Genomic DNA, 13,121 nt, shown 5'->3' with positions numbered 1-13,121 from the left:
CTGATGGCAAAAAGAAGGGGAAGCTTCATTTATGAACCTGAAGCTTCCCTTTTTCTTTTCTTGCTACTGGTTTTGTCGCACCTGGACTCTTTTCCCGAAACATCGTGATGATGGCAACGGCTGCGATGATCATGACAGCAGCAATCAAGGTTTGGCTTGTCAATTGTTCATCAGCGATCAGCCAGCCTAGAAATACAGCGACAATCGGGTTCACATAGGCGTACGTGGAAACCAGAGAAGGCTCTGCATTTTTCAAAAGCCAAATGTACGCCGTGTAGGCGACAATAGAACCAAATCCAACTAAATAACCAAAAGCAATCCAGGAACGCAGGGAAATCTCCGTTATATGCAGCTTCGTCCAATCGTCGAGAAACAGCGACGCGATCCCCAGCAAGCTTCCTCCGACGATCATTTGCAAGGCCGTCGCCATCACAGGCGATGCTGGGAGCTTTGCATTGCGCGAATACAGCGATCCCACTGACCAGCAGATCGAGGCAAACAGAAGCGCCACGATTCCGATCGTGTCGATCCCTTGATTGCCTGTTCCCTCGGGATGGACAACCAACACAGCGATCCCCGCCAAGCCAAACAGGATTCCTCCCATGACTCCAACAGTTGGCTTTTGCTTGCTGCCACCGATCCAGTTGAAAACGAGAATCCATAATGGAACCGTAGCGATTAACAAGGACGCGATTGCTGACGGTACCTTGAGTTGTGCCCATGCAACTACACCGTTCCCACCGAGAAGCAGCAGCGCCCCAACTATTCCAGCCCCTCTCCATTCTGCTGCACTTGGCAGCTCTGCTCCTTTCCAACGCCCAATCAGGAATAGGACCAATCCCGCCAGAAAAAATCGCGCCCCCGCCATAATAAAGGGTGGCATCGATTCAATAGCGATCTTCATTCCGAGATAAGTGCCTCCCCAAAACAGGTAGACCGCTAGCAACGCAATCGTAACGACAAATAATTTCGAATCTTTTTTTTCTGTCATTGTGTTTCCACCTTGGCTTTCAAATTTCTTTCCTGCCATCCTCGTAGATCGTCGACAAGATGAAGGTCGTGGAGGTTTCCAGTATTTCGTCATACTGGACCATTTCATCGATCAGATTGGTGATGTCTTCCGGTGCCGTCGCACGTACTTTTAGCATCATACACCACTCTCCCGCGAGCCGCTGGCATTCGATGATGGTCACGTTTGGTACCTGAACGTTCACAATCTTTGCTGTGATTTCTTTGAAATCCTGACATCTTGCTTTGACGAAGATCAATACCTTCAGTCTTTGCTCTAATTTTCTCCAGTCAATGATGCCACGGTATCCCTTGATAACGCCATTCTTTTCAAGCTTGGCAACCCGTTGGTGGACAGCTGGTCGCGAGATGTGCAGCAGCTTGCTGATTTCCTCGTGAGATATCCTTCCGTTTTCCTCGAGCAATTGAACAATTCTCAGGTCAACCTCATCCATCACATACCTCCTGTGGTTATAGTAGCATATTTTCCTTCATATAGACCATTCGTACTCTATATTGACCGAATTCAAACGAATAGTAAATACAGAAGCAAGATATCAAAAATATAATGCAATAAAACCATCTTGAAAGCCCCCTTATCATTACGAATCGTTACTTAGGTACCCATACAAAAAAGAACAAGCCCCCGCTTGATTGTAAGCGGGGACCAGCTTAGAAGCATCGTCCTGATCATTCTGGTTTCTTCTCAAACAACGCCATCCACTCATCCACTTGGATGGAAACGACTTGCTCTCCTTCTTTTTCAACTGCGAAGTAGGCTTGGATTTCTTCATCGGCGCTTGTGATATGCGCGGTTACTTGCTCAACCTGCTCCTCAGTCTCAGTCGTACGTCTGACCCAAGTCGCATACGGGAACGTCTTTTTACGGATGCGCGAATGACTCTCCACCAGTCCCTCTTGCTCTATCCATGCTAACCATTCGGACCGTGAGTAGCTTCGTACATGACTGTGATCTCGAAGTTTTTCCAGCGTATTCACAAATTGATCGAGCTTTTCATCCTCTGCTGCGATATTGTCGATCAGCACAAATTTTCCACCCGGCTTTAGGACACGGGCCACTTCTTTTACAAACGCCTCTGGGTTCGGGAAGTGATGAGCCGCGATTCTGCACCCGACTGCATCAAAGGTTTCACTCAAAAACGGAAGTGCTTCCGCATCCGCAACTACATAAAAGACATTGCTTGCGTGAGATTTCAGATGGTTTCGCGCCGCTGCGAGCATCGGCTGCGTCAAATCGGTCGCAAAAACTTGACCGACATGTGGAGCGATTGCCTTGGTAAGATGACCGCCACCCGTTGCCACATCGAGAAATACCCAATCAGGCGAAGGATTCAGCCAAGGCTTCAGGAGAGCGAGATCCTCTCCCGTAGCATGCGTCTGGCTATTCACATACTTTTCGGCATTCGCACCGAACTGCTGTCTGACTTCCTCTTTGATCTTTTTGTCATCGCGCATGAGAATCGCCCTCCCCTATTCTTCTATTCTTCGTTCACGATTACTTTCTTCCCTCTCATTTTCATGATCAAGGGAACGGTGATCCATAGAACCGCAATGATCAGAAACACCAGCGATACTGGCTTTTGAATAAAGATAGAAAAATCACCATTGGACGTCGTCAACGCGCGTCGCAAATTGTTTTCAATCATCGGACCCAAGACCAAGCCAAGAACGAGTGGAGCCATTGGGAAATCGTTTTTCGCCAAAAAGTAACCCACGAGTCCACAGAGGAGCAGCAAGACTAGATCAAATACGGAGACACGGACTGCGTATACACCAAACACGGAAATGGCAACGATCATCGGGATCAAATATTTAGGCGGTGTCTCAATCAGCTTCGCAAACACCTTTACGAGCGGCATATTGAGGATCAAGAGCATCACGTTTCCGATGAACATGCTGGCAATTAAGCCCCAAGCGATGCTCGGATGATCTTCAAACAAGAGCGGACCTGGCTGCACGTTGTACATAATCAATGCACCCATCAATACCGCTGTCGTCCCTGTACCCGGAATCCCCAAGGTCAGCAGTGGAATCATCGCCCCGCCAGATGCTGCATTATTCGCCGACTCTGGAGCCGCTACCCCAGCGATTGCCCCTTTGCCAAATTTTTCAGGCGTTTTACTGATTTTCTTTTCCAACAAATAGGCAAGGAAGGATGCCAGTGTTGCACCAGAACCAGGAACAATACCTTTAAAGAATCCAACCAGCGATCCGCGGAGAATCGGTCCGGCACTTTCCTTCAGGTCTTGCTTAGTCGGTAAAATTCGGGAGATTTTGGCGATCTCCCCCTCATTGATATCACGTTCGAGGATCGTCTTGAACACTTCCCCGAGTGCAAATACCCCAACGGCAATCGTCAAGAATTCCAAACCGGAATAAAGCTCTGGCATATCAAAGGTAAAACGCGCCACGCCAGATACATTGTCCAGCCCGATCGTCGCGATCAATAAGCCGAAAGCCGTCATCATCAATGCTTTCGTGACGGACTTGCCTGCCAACCCGCTCAGTGCACACAACCCCAAGATCATCAGCGAAAACTCATCTGCTGGACTGAGCTTGAGCGCTACTTCAGAGAGTGGCTCTGCCAAAAATACCAGACCGACAAGCGAGACAAGCCCGGCAAAAAACGAACCAATCGCAGCGATGGAGAGAGCAACTCCCGCTCTTCCCTGCTTGGCCATCGGGTATCCGTCCAGTACAGTAACAACAGAAGATGACTCACCAGGTGTATTCAACAAAATCGAAGTGGTAGAGCCGCCGTACATCGCTCCGTAGTAAACCCCTGCCAGCAAAATAATGGCGCTGGTCGCCGCTGCTTCTGGCGGCAGTCCACTCGTCAACGAAGCTGTCACTGGAATCAACAAGGCCACGCCACTGATTGGCCCAATCCCTGGTAATACCCCGACTACTGTCCCGATCAAGACGCCGACAAACGCAAAGATAATATTTTGCCATTGCAGGGCAGTGGCAAATCCGTCCAGCAAATAATCAATCGCACCCATTTCATCCACCTCCTACAAGCCTAACCATGTTGGTAAACCGGGCAACGTGCCATCGAGAACTTCCACGTACAACAAGTAGACACCGAATGAAAACGCACCGGAAATGATCACGCTATTGAGCCATTTTCCTTTTTGCATCGTCTGGAATCCAACCAAAAGGAAAAGGAAGGTACTGATCACGTAGCCGATTTCCTCTAAAAGCAATACGTAGAATAATGCCGCGACAAGAATGATGAGGAACCGTTTGTAATCGAGCTTTTGCTTCTCTTTCTCGCCCTCTTGCTTGTATTTGAACGTTTCATAAAATAATCGCAGGCTGAGCAGGATCAGAAGACTTCCGAGTCCCATCGGAAAAATGTTTGGTCCGACATTGCTGCCGTAAGCGCTCGCCGAAATGTTTTGACTCCCGACCACAAATGCTACGCCTAACACGAGAAAAGCCAGACTGGCGAAGCGGTCAAATGTTTTGCTCACGCATGTTCCCTCCTGTTCGTACAAGAATCCAGAATGAAGGAGGAGAAGAATCGCTCCTTCTCCATCCCCCATCAAACCTTTTTATTTCGCCATTCCGAGCAAGCCCAAGATTTCCTTGAACATTTTTTCTTGCTCACCCAGGTAGCTCTTGAAGTCTGCGCCGTTTTTGTAGCCATCGTCCCAGCCGTTTGCTTCCAGCTCTGCTTTCCACTCAGGAGTCTCTGTCATCGCTTTCAATTTTTGCTCCCAGTAAGCAACAGCATCTGGCGTCATGTCTTTTGGTCCAAATACACCGCGCCAGTTGATCAGCTCCGTGTCATAACCGGATTCTTTGTACGTCGGGATGTCCTTGAACATACCTTTCAAACGCTCAGGGGATGAAACACCCAAGATTCTTACTTTGCCGGATTTCAAGTATTCACCCGAACCGGATACATCTGTAGCCAGTACGTCAGCATTGCCACCCAAGAGAGATGCGATCGCTTCTCCGCCGCCATCGTAGGAAATGTATTTCACAGATTTCGGATCAATTCCCGCTTTTACAGCTGGCATCAAAAAGGTCAAGTGATCAAGCGAGCCAGGAGCAGAACCGCCTGCAACCGTTACTTTGGTTGGATCCGCTTTGATTGCATCCATTAACGATTTCAGATCCTTGTATGGAGAATCGGCTGCTACTACGATCGCGCCGTAATCTTTCGTCAATTGTGCCAGCGGAGTCATATCATTGTAGGAATGCGGGCTGTTTCCTTCTTTTTTCACATTGTTGATGACGATTGGTGTAGAGGGAAGCAGGAGCTTATAGTTGTTCTTCTTGTCCTGCGTCACGAAATCAGCCAAGCCAACTGCCTGTCCGCCACCTGGCTTGTTTTCGACGGAGATCGTCTTGTCTACCAGCTTCGTTGCTGACATCACCTTTGCAAGGGAACGCGCTGTTTTATCCAAGCCGCCGCCTGCCCCCGACGGAGCGATAACCGAGATTGGTTTTTCTGGATAGGTAGAAGCTCCTCCAGTGGATGCCGTCTGCCCACCGCCGCCTCCACAGGCTGCGAGGCTTAGTGCCATTGCCGTAGTGAGGAGTACTCCGGTCCATTTTGTCCATTTGTTTGATTTTTTCATCTTTATAACCCCCTCGATTGATAGCGTTTTCAAATAAGTTAAGGAGATCATAGCATTCGATGAAAACGCTTCCTAGTTTGTTCAGATAATTTGGATAAACACCATATTTATGATTATTTTCATTTTTTTCACGCCAAAAAGACCTGCCGTTTCCGATTAGGGAACGTACAGGCCTTGCCATTGATTCGACTGTAAAAACTGCGTCAGGCGCTGGTCTCCTTTGGCTGTTTTATCCTGCTGTGGCGGTTCGTCCATGCACGAGCACCAAAGGAAAACAACGTGAGTACAAGAACCACACGAAACAGATGAAACGCCGTTACTAAGAGCGGATCGGCTCCTGTCGCCAAGGCAGTCAAGCTCATTTCGGCGAGTCCACCTGGCACCGTAGCCAAAATGGCCGTCACGATATCGGTAGCAGTCACGTAAGAAATGCCGATAGCAATCACGATCACCATAACGAACAAGAACAGGGAATGCATGAGACCGAACAGAAAGAATCGGCGGTTTTTGGCGATGTCCTCTCGTTTGAAGCCAAGACCGATGCTGACCCCGATGAATATTTGCGCCCCTTGGACCAGGATGCTTGGCAACGCAGGACTCTCTCCCACAAGCGATGTATTCATCGAAATCAAAGCGGTCACGAGCAAGGCACCTAGCAAGAACGGAGCGGGTATATAACAGCGTGACGCAATCAATGCTCCAATGACACCAACCACAAGAAGCATGACTGTCTGCCCAATCCCCAGCGTGTGTTCTGTAGTAGCCGTCTGTATGGCAGCATGGGTAGGTAGAAATGTCACAAGATAAGGGGTACAAAGCACGACGCTGATCGCACGGATCGAGTGGAAAATCGTGATGACTTGTTGATTTCCTCCCGCCGTTTGCCCCACCGACACCATTTCCGATAATCCGCCGGGAATATTGCTGAAGATCGCCGTTATTCCGTCTACTCGGCAGACCTTATAAAATATCCAAGCGTTCACCAAACTGATCAAGATGGTCAAGATCGTGGTGATGAGCATCAAACCGATGTGCCCTGTCATCGTCTCGACGATTTCAGGTGTCATTCGCAGACCAAGGGTGATCCCAATCACTGTCAATCCTGCTTGACGAAACCAACGGGGAATCCAAAGATTTTTGACCCCAAGCATATTACAGATAACGGTGGTGACTAGCGCTCCGAGCAGCCAAGGAAGTGGGCTGTGGATGGTAGCAAACAGCCAGCCTCCCAGTGATCCGAGCAGCAATGTAAACAGAATACGTAGCAGCATAAGCGTTCCCTCTCCTACTCTCCGACGTTGTATGAAGCTTCTAGGGTGGGGGTACACCTAGTGTAAAACAATTGTGCTCGCAGCAAAAATACAAAATGGTTATCGTTGGCGATTCCTTGTATGAATAATAAAAAACTGCTGGCTCCCGAGTCGAGAGTTCCCAGCAGTTCCTTTTTCCCAGCTTAATCGATGAATGATATCTCACCCTGCTCCATGAAGCGTACAAATGCCTTGACCATTTGCAAGTCCATTGAGTCGGCATGATAAAACATCCAGGTACTTCGCTTGATCGGCTCCCCCTCTGCGCTGGTCAGCTCAATCATGTGCAGATCGTCTTTGCCATTCAGCACGGCTCGTGGAAGGATGGCGTACCCCAAACCGTTTGCTACCATTTCACTGCATGTATCCGCCTTGTCGACCTCCATGCCGATCAGCGGTGGTTGGGAAAATCGTTCGGTCCACCAGTCGTCCACTAACGCCCGCAGCATCGGATCGGTCTCATAGTCGATTCGCGGCAGGCTGGGCAGGTCGTCGATATGAAGGGGTTCCGTGGAAACGACATAGACCGATTCCTCGAACAGCAAGTACTTTTGGTCGGACCAGTTGTAGCTTCCTCGGACGAAGCCTACGTGCACGTCCTGATTATACACGGACTTGTAGACGTCTTTGCTCCATCCGGTAACTACCTTGTACTCGACGTTTGGATAGACTTCCTTGAACTTTTTCAAGATCATCGGGAGCTTGTACCGTGCAAAATAGTTGGAAACCCCCAACCGGAGCGTACCATTGACCTCGTCTCCCATGTTCAAGACATGCTCCTTGATATTGCGCAGTCTGAGCAGCATTTCATCCGCGCATTTGGCCAAGTACTCGCCTTGCGGAGTGAAATGGACGCCTCTACTCCCCCGTTGCACGATCTGTACGCCAAATTCTTTTTCAATCTGCCGCAGTCGTTTGGTCAGCGCAGGCTGGGACAAATACAAGCTTTCGGCTGTTTTTGTAATGTTTTGTTCCTGGTACAAGGTTTGGAGAATGTACCAATCGCGATATTCCATGGCTATAGTGTCTCCGCATGATTATTTGTCACTTCTTTATTTATCACATTTTTCTCCTTCCGTTTCAAATAGTTTCCAATCACGATCACCAGAAGTGCCAATGCTACCGGCAAAATCATATGCAACGAAGGCATTACCCCTTCTAGGAAGCTGCCAACTGCTTTGTCTCCTACAATCATTTCTCCTGCTGTATATCCAAGCAAAGCCGCCCCTAATAATACGATGATCGGATAACGGTTCATCAGCTTCATCAGCAACTGGCTTCCCCAAATGATGAGTGGAATGCTGATGGTAAGACCGATGATGACCAAAACCAGGTTCCCGTTCGCTGCTCCCGCTACGGCAATGACATTGTCCAGACTCATAATCAGATCGGCAAAAATAATGGTTTTAAGTGCCTCAACAAAACTAGCTCCGCCACCAATGTGACTGTCCTCATCTTCACCCTTTAACAGCTTGACCGCAATCCAGATGAGCAAAAGCCCTCCGACGACTTGGACAAACGGGATTTTCAACAGCCAGATGGCAATGAAGGTAAGAATGATCCGCAATCCGATTGCACCGAAGCTCCCCCAAAAGGTGGCTTTTTTCTGTAGCTCTGGATTCAGGTTCCGACAGGCAAGAGCAATAACGACTGCATTGTCTCCGCTCAGGACCAGGTTGATCATAATGATTTGTAGTAAGCTAAGTAAGTATTCTGTCATGATGTCTCCCTCCAATGTTGCTGATACTGACAATAATAGACCTATCTTTTCGTTAGCGCAGTATTATTTCTATTATTTGCATATATTTTTTTAAAAAGACAGGCTACTTCTTGTATCCATACACAGAATAATCCGCTCGCACTTTTCGAATCGCTAGCCAAACTGGCAATCCTCTCGCTACCCAGCGCAAGGCAGACATAATATTTTGTTCATTTTCAAACTGCTCGACAATGATGACGGTCTTTTCATTGATATACGTCTGTAGCTCCTCCCAGCCCATTGCGGAATAGCGATCATTTCCGTATGTTTTCAGAGCCAAAAAGTCTTCGCGTTTTGGGTCCTTCAGCTGGAGGAGTTGTTGAATGGCTCTCGCGCATTCGGGATGAATGGTATTATTCATGATGTCATGCCTCACTTTGGTACGGGATGACTTTATGTTAAACGATTGCAGCAAGCTTCGCACGCAAATAAAAAAGGCCATCATCACTTTGGTAGGATAACGACCTTTTGTGCTTCTGTTGATTCAGTTTTTCTGCTCTGGTCTTCGTCGTCCGCTGTCTCATGTCAGCAAAAGCGAAAATGCTTCTGTTGAGATCCGGATTTCTTTTGCCTTCACGGGCCAGCTTTTCCCGTTGCTTGCGTGCTGCGCTTTTTGCCATTGTCTTTCACTCCTTTTTTACGGCTCTTATAATGGATACCGTCCTTGGTGTTATCATAGAACGCTTCCTGTGTTGTTGCAACGAAAATAGTAAAATCGCCTACAACTCTTGTCCATTCCTTTTTCTCCCCCCTGAATAGGATAGATTGACAGGAGGTGTTGAGACTCGATGAAAAAGAAAAGAATCACTGCGAGACGCGTGGAAAGCCAAGTGTACTCCAATCGGGTTCTGCGCTCTGAATTCGATCGCAACTGGCGTACAGTAATCTCCAGAAGTGGTTACGTTATATATATTGCAACAGCGAATCGGGCAAAAATCACTGTACTGCTTTCAAATGGATCTAGGAAATTGCTCATCTTCAGACAAGGTGGAAGAGTATTGGTTGGCGGTGGGGGTACCAGTCATTATAGCAAACCGCACATTGCAAAGGACTTGTAAGATGTGGGAATCGCCTTGCGCAGCATTGCTTGTGGCAGGCGATTTTCATTGAACGGATAGCTTACCTCGTCTTAATGATCACCGTCATTTTTTGCTTCATTTTTGTATCCTGAATCATGCCGATGATCTCCGCTCGCTTCCATACAACAAATTTATGCTCTTGTCCGTTATGCATCTTGATTTTCATTCCGTTTGGGATCACGAACAGCGTATTCCGCTTTTCAACTGCCGCCATATCCTTCAAGTTTATTTCGAGAGGTTGTGCTTGAATATTGAGACTGTGTGGTTGAAAATAAAGTCTTTCACTCGTAATCGTTAACCTCCCACCTCCTCCTTCCATTCTTCTGAATAGGTATGCTGGTATATTCTCTAGCACGATCGATTCGTTTCGCCTGAGTTCCATTTCTTCCTTTTCCCCTCCGACATACGATTCCGTTTTTTCTCGAATTGGTAGGCACTTCATATTACCATAATTAGGAATAAAGAAACATAATAGATGGCTTCACCAATCTACTGCGTTTCTTTTCATTAACTCTCCCTACCTATTCAAAAAAAGCACTGGAGTATTCAACAACGCCCGAGACTTGAGCCAATGCATTTTCTTGCAGTTCCAAAGCCATAAATACCTCATCCGGTACGTCGAAAGGTGCTTTTATTCCCCAGTGCGAAGCTTTTTGGAAGCCAAACTTTGGGTAATATTCGGAATGCCCGAGAACAACAACAGATTGGTATCCCCGTTCTTTTGCTTTTTGAAGGGCTTCGAGAATTAATTTCTTTCCGATTCCTTTGCTTTGATAATCAGGCAGGACTGACACTGGGGCAAGTGCAAGTGACTCTATGCTCTGATTGTCATTGCGAATGGAGATTTTCGACAAAAGTATATGTCCAACGATTTCTTGATTTTCTTCATCAATCGCGACTAGAGATAACGCGGGGATGAATGCATCAGATTTTCTGATGCGAGACACCAATTCATGTTCTTTGTGATCGCTGAACTCCGCATTCGCGAATGCACTTTTTACGACCTGTTCCGTAACGGAATAATCATCTACCTGTTCTATTCTGATCCTCATGTTCATCGTTCCCATCTCCTAAATCCATATCGCTTGTGTTGCCCATATGTTATCACATCTATACAGCGAAGCGCCCTGCTCGTATGCCTAGAGACAGGGCGCTTTGTTTGTTTAGGGATACAGATTAATAGGTAAACTTATTGATCAATACTTTCAGCTCTTCCGCCAATGACGACAAGGATTGAGCGGAGGATGAGATCTCTTGCATGGAGGCGAGCTGCTCCTCGGTAGAAGCTGCTACTTCCTCGGCCGTTTCGGCATTGCTTTTCGCAATGGTGACGAGCACATTGGCTGTCGCGGTTACTTCCTGAACAGCAGCCAAGATTTGCTGTGCGATCAAGGAGACCTCTGCGATATGTGGATTGGTCAGTCTGGTGCTTTCCATGATGCCTTCAAACTTGTGAATCGTCTCCTCCGAAACGTTCAAGCCTTCTGCAACATCCAGTCTGACTTTTTCCATGTTGTCGACGGATTGCTTAGTCTCCCGCTGAATCTCTGTGATCAATTCAGAAATTTGCTTGGCCGACAGTTGTGATTGCTCAGCCAACAGGCGCACCTCTGTAGCAACAACGGCAAAGCCTTTGCCATGCTCACCAGCCCGCGCCGCTTCAATCGCAGCATTCAATGCCAGCAAATTCGTCTGCTGGGCAATTCCGCTGATGACATCCGAGATCGTGCCGATTTCTTTCGAACGATCATAGAGCGATTTGGTCATGCGATCCGACTGCTCTACCGATTCATGAATCGACTTCATCTGACTCATGACTTGAGCGACAAAGTTGCCACCTTCTTCTGCCTGAACCGTTGTTTGCTGAGCAGTATCCGACAACACATTGACACTGTCAACAATCCGTGTGACCCCTTCCGAAATGTCATGCAATGAGCGAACATTTTGGTCGATTCCGCTCGTTTGTTGTTCCGCGCTGCCAGCTACTTCCTGAACAGCAGTCGTTACAAGCTCGGTTGCAATGCTCGTCTGCTGCGCACTCGCAGTCAATTGCTCCGAAGACGCTGCTACTTGCTCCGCTCTGGCCTCGACATCGGAAATGAGCGCGCGCAGGTTATCCTGCATCGTGTTAAAAGCATGGCCCAGCTCACCAATTTCGTCGTTTGACCGTACTTTAATCGGGTCAGTTAAAATACCTTGGCTCACTCTGACTGCATGTATCTTCACTTCCTGGATGGACTGGAGAAGGGAACGCAGTACAGCTGCTACAATGAGTCCTCCCAGCACCAAGCAGATCGTAATCGTCCAAAACGTTTGCGCGAAAATCGGCTGTGCAGCATCCTCAACCTCAGACAGGTACATCGACCCGGCAATTTTCCAACCAGTAGCCGGATTCGTCACATAGTAAATCTGTTTCGGGATGCTTTGCTCCTCGTAATTGAATTTACCTGTTTCTGCTTGATACATGTTATCGTAATAACTTTCTTGTGCCAGCGTTCCTGCCTGATTTTCCGGATGGACGACATACTTCTTATTGCTGTCCACTACGATGACATCTCCATCAGAACCGATGCTGACTGAGTTTGCCAGTTGTTTGATCTGTTCAATCCCAACGGTAATGCAGATAACCCCTGCACCATCCTCCGTCGTTCTTGCTACCGCTACTAAAACCTCACCTGATACCGCCGAAATATAGGGCTCTGTCACGACGACAGTCCCTTTGTTTTCCATCGCTCTTTTGTACCAGTCTCTCGTACGCGGATCAAACCCTGCCTGTACTTCTTGCTTGGGAGCGCGGAAGTACTGTCCGTCAACCGTTCCCAGACTGATACTGGACGCTTCCACATGCATACCCATATACATCTCCAAATGATGCATGATTTCTTCTTGAACATCCGCTGATTTCACGCTAGGTGTGATATCTTTTGCCAAATAGTCAGCATCCTTCTTTTTGCCCTCAAACGTATTGCTGACGATGAAGTTGACCAAATCGACGTTTTCGTTGGCGCTATCCATGATCTGTCTTTCAATTTCTTGTTTCGCTTGATGGTAAGCCAAGCTTCCCACGACAAGGGAAGGGACTAGCAGAATCAAGAGAAATGTGATGATAAGTTTGGTTCGATAGCTTCTGAACCAATTCCTAAGGTTAACTTTCACTTCATTTCATCTTCTTTCTAAGTTGTATTTGGATAAACGATTCATGTTGGTGAAGTCCTAATTTTTTATATCGGTAACGAAGGAAACTTAATGAAGTAAAAAATATAAAGAACTGTAATAGATATAAAAAAAGCGGGGAGTATACCGCCCCCGAGGCCATAGAAAAACCGCCCTGCTTATGTAGATAGACAGGACG

The 13,121-nt window shown here is 47.5% G+C and carries 15 protein-coding genes; 1 reads left to right on the top strand and 14 read right to left on the bottom strand.

The window, feature by feature from the left end:
• Positions 1 to 25 precede the first annotated feature (25 nt).
• From HPY27_RS15200 to HPY27_RS15150, 11 genes are all read right to left on the bottom strand, one after another.
• Entirely contained in the window at positions 26 to 991 is a 966-nt protein-coding gene (locus HPY27_RS15200) for an EamA family transporter (protein ID WP_017247316.1), read from the bottom strand.
• A gap of 19 nt (positions 992 to 1,010) precedes the next feature.
• Positions 1,011 to 1,463, bottom strand: coding sequence for an Lrp/AsnC family transcriptional regulator (locus HPY27_RS15195; protein ID WP_017247315.1), 453 nt, complete (start codon positions 1,461 to 1,463; stop codon positions 1,011 to 1,013).
• 235 nt (positions 1,464 to 1,698) lie between these two features.
• Positions 1,699 to 2,484, bottom strand: coding sequence for a class I SAM-dependent methyltransferase (locus HPY27_RS15190; protein ID WP_174225360.1), 786 nt, complete (start codon positions 2,482 to 2,484; stop codon positions 1,699 to 1,701).
• A gap of 23 nt (positions 2,485 to 2,507) precedes the next feature.
• Complete coding sequence (locus HPY27_RS15185; protein ID WP_174225359.1) at positions 2,508 to 4,031, bottom strand: tripartite tricarboxylate transporter permease; 1,524 nt, start codon at positions 4,029 to 4,031, stop codon at positions 2,508 to 2,510.
• A 12-nt stretch (positions 4,032 to 4,043) separates the two neighbouring features.
• Positions 4,044 to 4,505 carry a tripartite tricarboxylate transporter TctB family protein gene (locus HPY27_RS15180; RefSeq protein ID WP_017247312.1) on the bottom strand — a complete coding sequence of 154 codons (462 nt, stop codon included), beginning with the start codon at positions 4,503 to 4,505 and terminating at the stop codon, positions 4,044 to 4,046.
• Positions 4,506 to 4,586: 81 nt separating this feature from the next.
• Positions 4,587 to 5,621, bottom strand: a complete 1,035-nt coding sequence (locus HPY27_RS15175) for a Bug family tripartite tricarboxylate transporter substrate binding protein (protein WP_017247311.1) — start codon at positions 5,619 to 5,621, stop codon at positions 4,587 to 4,589.
• Between the two features lie 203 nt (positions 5,622 to 5,824).
• Positions 5,825 to 6,892: an AbrB family transcriptional regulator gene (locus HPY27_RS15170; RefSeq protein WP_017247310.1), complete on the bottom strand. Its 1,068-nt coding sequence runs from the start codon at positions 6,890 to 6,892 to the stop codon at positions 5,825 to 5,827.
• A gap of 182 nt (positions 6,893 to 7,074) precedes the next feature.
• The gene (locus tag HPY27_RS15165) at positions 7,075 to 7,947 is read right to left on the bottom strand and encodes a LysR family transcriptional regulator (protein ID WP_017247309.1); all 873 of its coding nucleotides are present in this window, start codon (positions 7,945 to 7,947) and stop codon (positions 7,075 to 7,077) included.
• A gap of 2 nt (positions 7,948 to 7,949) precedes the next feature.
• On the bottom strand, positions 7,950 to 8,651 hold the full coding sequence (locus tag HPY27_RS15160; RefSeq protein ID WP_017247308.1) for a TerC family protein: 702 nt from the start codon (positions 8,649 to 8,651) through the stop codon (positions 7,950 to 7,952).
• 103 nt (positions 8,652 to 8,754) lie between these two features.
• The gene (locus HPY27_RS15155; RefSeq protein WP_238144674.1) at positions 8,755 to 9,051 is read right to left on the bottom strand and encodes a hypothetical protein; all 297 of its coding nucleotides are present in this window, start codon (positions 9,049 to 9,051) and stop codon (positions 8,755 to 8,757) included.
• A gap of 37 nt (positions 9,052 to 9,088) precedes the next feature.
• The gene (locus HPY27_RS15150; protein WP_017247306.1) at positions 9,089 to 9,310 is read right to left on the bottom strand and encodes a hypothetical protein; all 222 of its coding nucleotides are present in this window, start codon (positions 9,308 to 9,310) and stop codon (positions 9,089 to 9,091) included.
• Between the two features lie 168 nt (positions 9,311 to 9,478).
• On the opposite strand from HPY27_RS15150, the gene HPY27_RS15145 reads away from it, so the two are divergent.
• The gene (locus HPY27_RS15145) at positions 9,479 to 9,748 is read left to right on the top strand and encodes a hypothetical protein (protein ID WP_017247305.1); all 270 of its coding nucleotides are present in this window, start codon (positions 9,479 to 9,481) and stop codon (positions 9,746 to 9,748) included.
• Positions 9,749 to 9,809: 61 nt separating this feature from the next.
• Here HPY27_RS15145 and HPY27_RS15140 read toward each other — a convergent pair whose 3' ends face one another.
• The 3 genes from HPY27_RS15140 to HPY27_RS15130 all read right to left on the bottom strand — a co-directional run bounded on the left by HPY27_RS15140 (position 9,810) and on the right by HPY27_RS15130 (position 12,925).
• Entirely contained in the window at positions 9,810 to 10,151 is a 342-nt protein-coding gene (locus HPY27_RS15140; protein ID WP_017247304.1) for a GRAM domain-containing protein, read from the bottom strand.
• A 139-nt stretch (positions 10,152 to 10,290) separates the two neighbouring features.
• Positions 10,291 to 10,827, bottom strand: coding sequence for a GNAT family N-acetyltransferase (locus HPY27_RS15135; protein ID WP_017247303.1), 537 nt, complete (start codon positions 10,825 to 10,827; stop codon positions 10,291 to 10,293).
• A gap of 118 nt (positions 10,828 to 10,945) precedes the next feature.
• Positions 10,946 to 12,925, bottom strand: a complete 1,980-nt coding sequence (locus HPY27_RS15130; protein ID WP_017247302.1) for a methyl-accepting chemotaxis protein — start codon at positions 12,923 to 12,925, stop codon at positions 10,946 to 10,948.
• Positions 12,926 to 13,121: the final 196 nt, after the last annotated feature.

It is taken from the genome of Brevibacillus sp. HB1.1, assembly GCF_013332445.1.
Classification (GTDB): domain Bacteria; phylum Bacillota; class Bacilli; order Brevibacillales; family Brevibacillaceae; genus Brevibacillus; species Brevibacillus porteri.
The sequence above is the reverse complement of the archived record's forward strand: the minus strand, read 5'-3'. Positions and strand labels throughout refer to the sequence as shown.

Excerpts from the sequence above, each read along its gene's own strand:
- HPY27_RS15195 (WP_017247315.1), bottom strand. The coding sequence starts at position 1,463 with ATGGATGAGGTTGACCTGAGAATTGTTCAATTGCTCGAGGAAAACGGA.
- HPY27_RS15165 (WP_017247309.1), bottom strand. The coding sequence starts at position 7,947 with ATGGAATATCGCGATTGGTACATTCTCCAAACCTTGTACCAGGAACAA.
- HPY27_RS15170 (WP_017247310.1), bottom strand. The coding sequence starts at position 6,892 with ATGCTGCTACGTATTCTGTTTACATTGCTGCTCGGATCACTGGGAGGC.
- HPY27_RS15185 (WP_174225359.1), bottom strand. The coding sequence starts at position 4,031 with ATGGGTGCGATTGATTATTTGCTGGACGGATTTGCCACTGCCCTGCAA.
- HPY27_RS15140 (WP_017247304.1), bottom strand. The coding sequence starts at position 10,151 with ATGGAACTCAGGCGAAACGAATCGATCGTGCTAGAGAATATACCAGCA.
- HPY27_RS15145 (WP_017247305.1), top strand. The coding sequence starts at position 9,479 with ATGAAAAAGAAAAGAATCACTGCGAGACGCGTGGAAAGCCAAGTGTAC.
- HPY27_RS15155 (WP_238144674.1), bottom strand. The coding sequence starts at position 9,051 with ATGAATAATACCATTCATCCCGAATGCGCGAGAGCCATTCAACAACTC.
- HPY27_RS15200 (WP_017247316.1), bottom strand. The coding sequence starts at position 991 with ATGACAGAAAAAAAAGATTCGAAATTATTTGTCGTTACGATTGCGTTG.
- HPY27_RS15135 (WP_017247303.1), bottom strand. The coding sequence starts at position 10,827 with ATGAACATGAGGATCAGAATAGAACAGGTAGATGATTATTCCGTTACG.
- HPY27_RS15175 (WP_017247311.1), bottom strand. The coding sequence starts at position 5,621 with ATGAAAAAATCAAACAAATGGACAAAATGGACCGGAGTACTCCTCACT.
- HPY27_RS15160 (WP_017247308.1), bottom strand. The coding sequence starts at position 8,651 with ATGACAGAATACTTACTTAGCTTACTACAAATCATTATGATCAACCTG.
- HPY27_RS15190 (WP_174225360.1), bottom strand. The coding sequence starts at position 2,484 with ATGCGCGATGACAAAAAGATCAAAGAGGAAGTCAGACAGCAGTTCGGT.
- HPY27_RS15150 (WP_017247306.1), bottom strand. The coding sequence starts at position 9,310 with ATGGCAAAAAGCGCAGCACGCAAGCAACGGGAAAAGCTGGCCCGTGAA.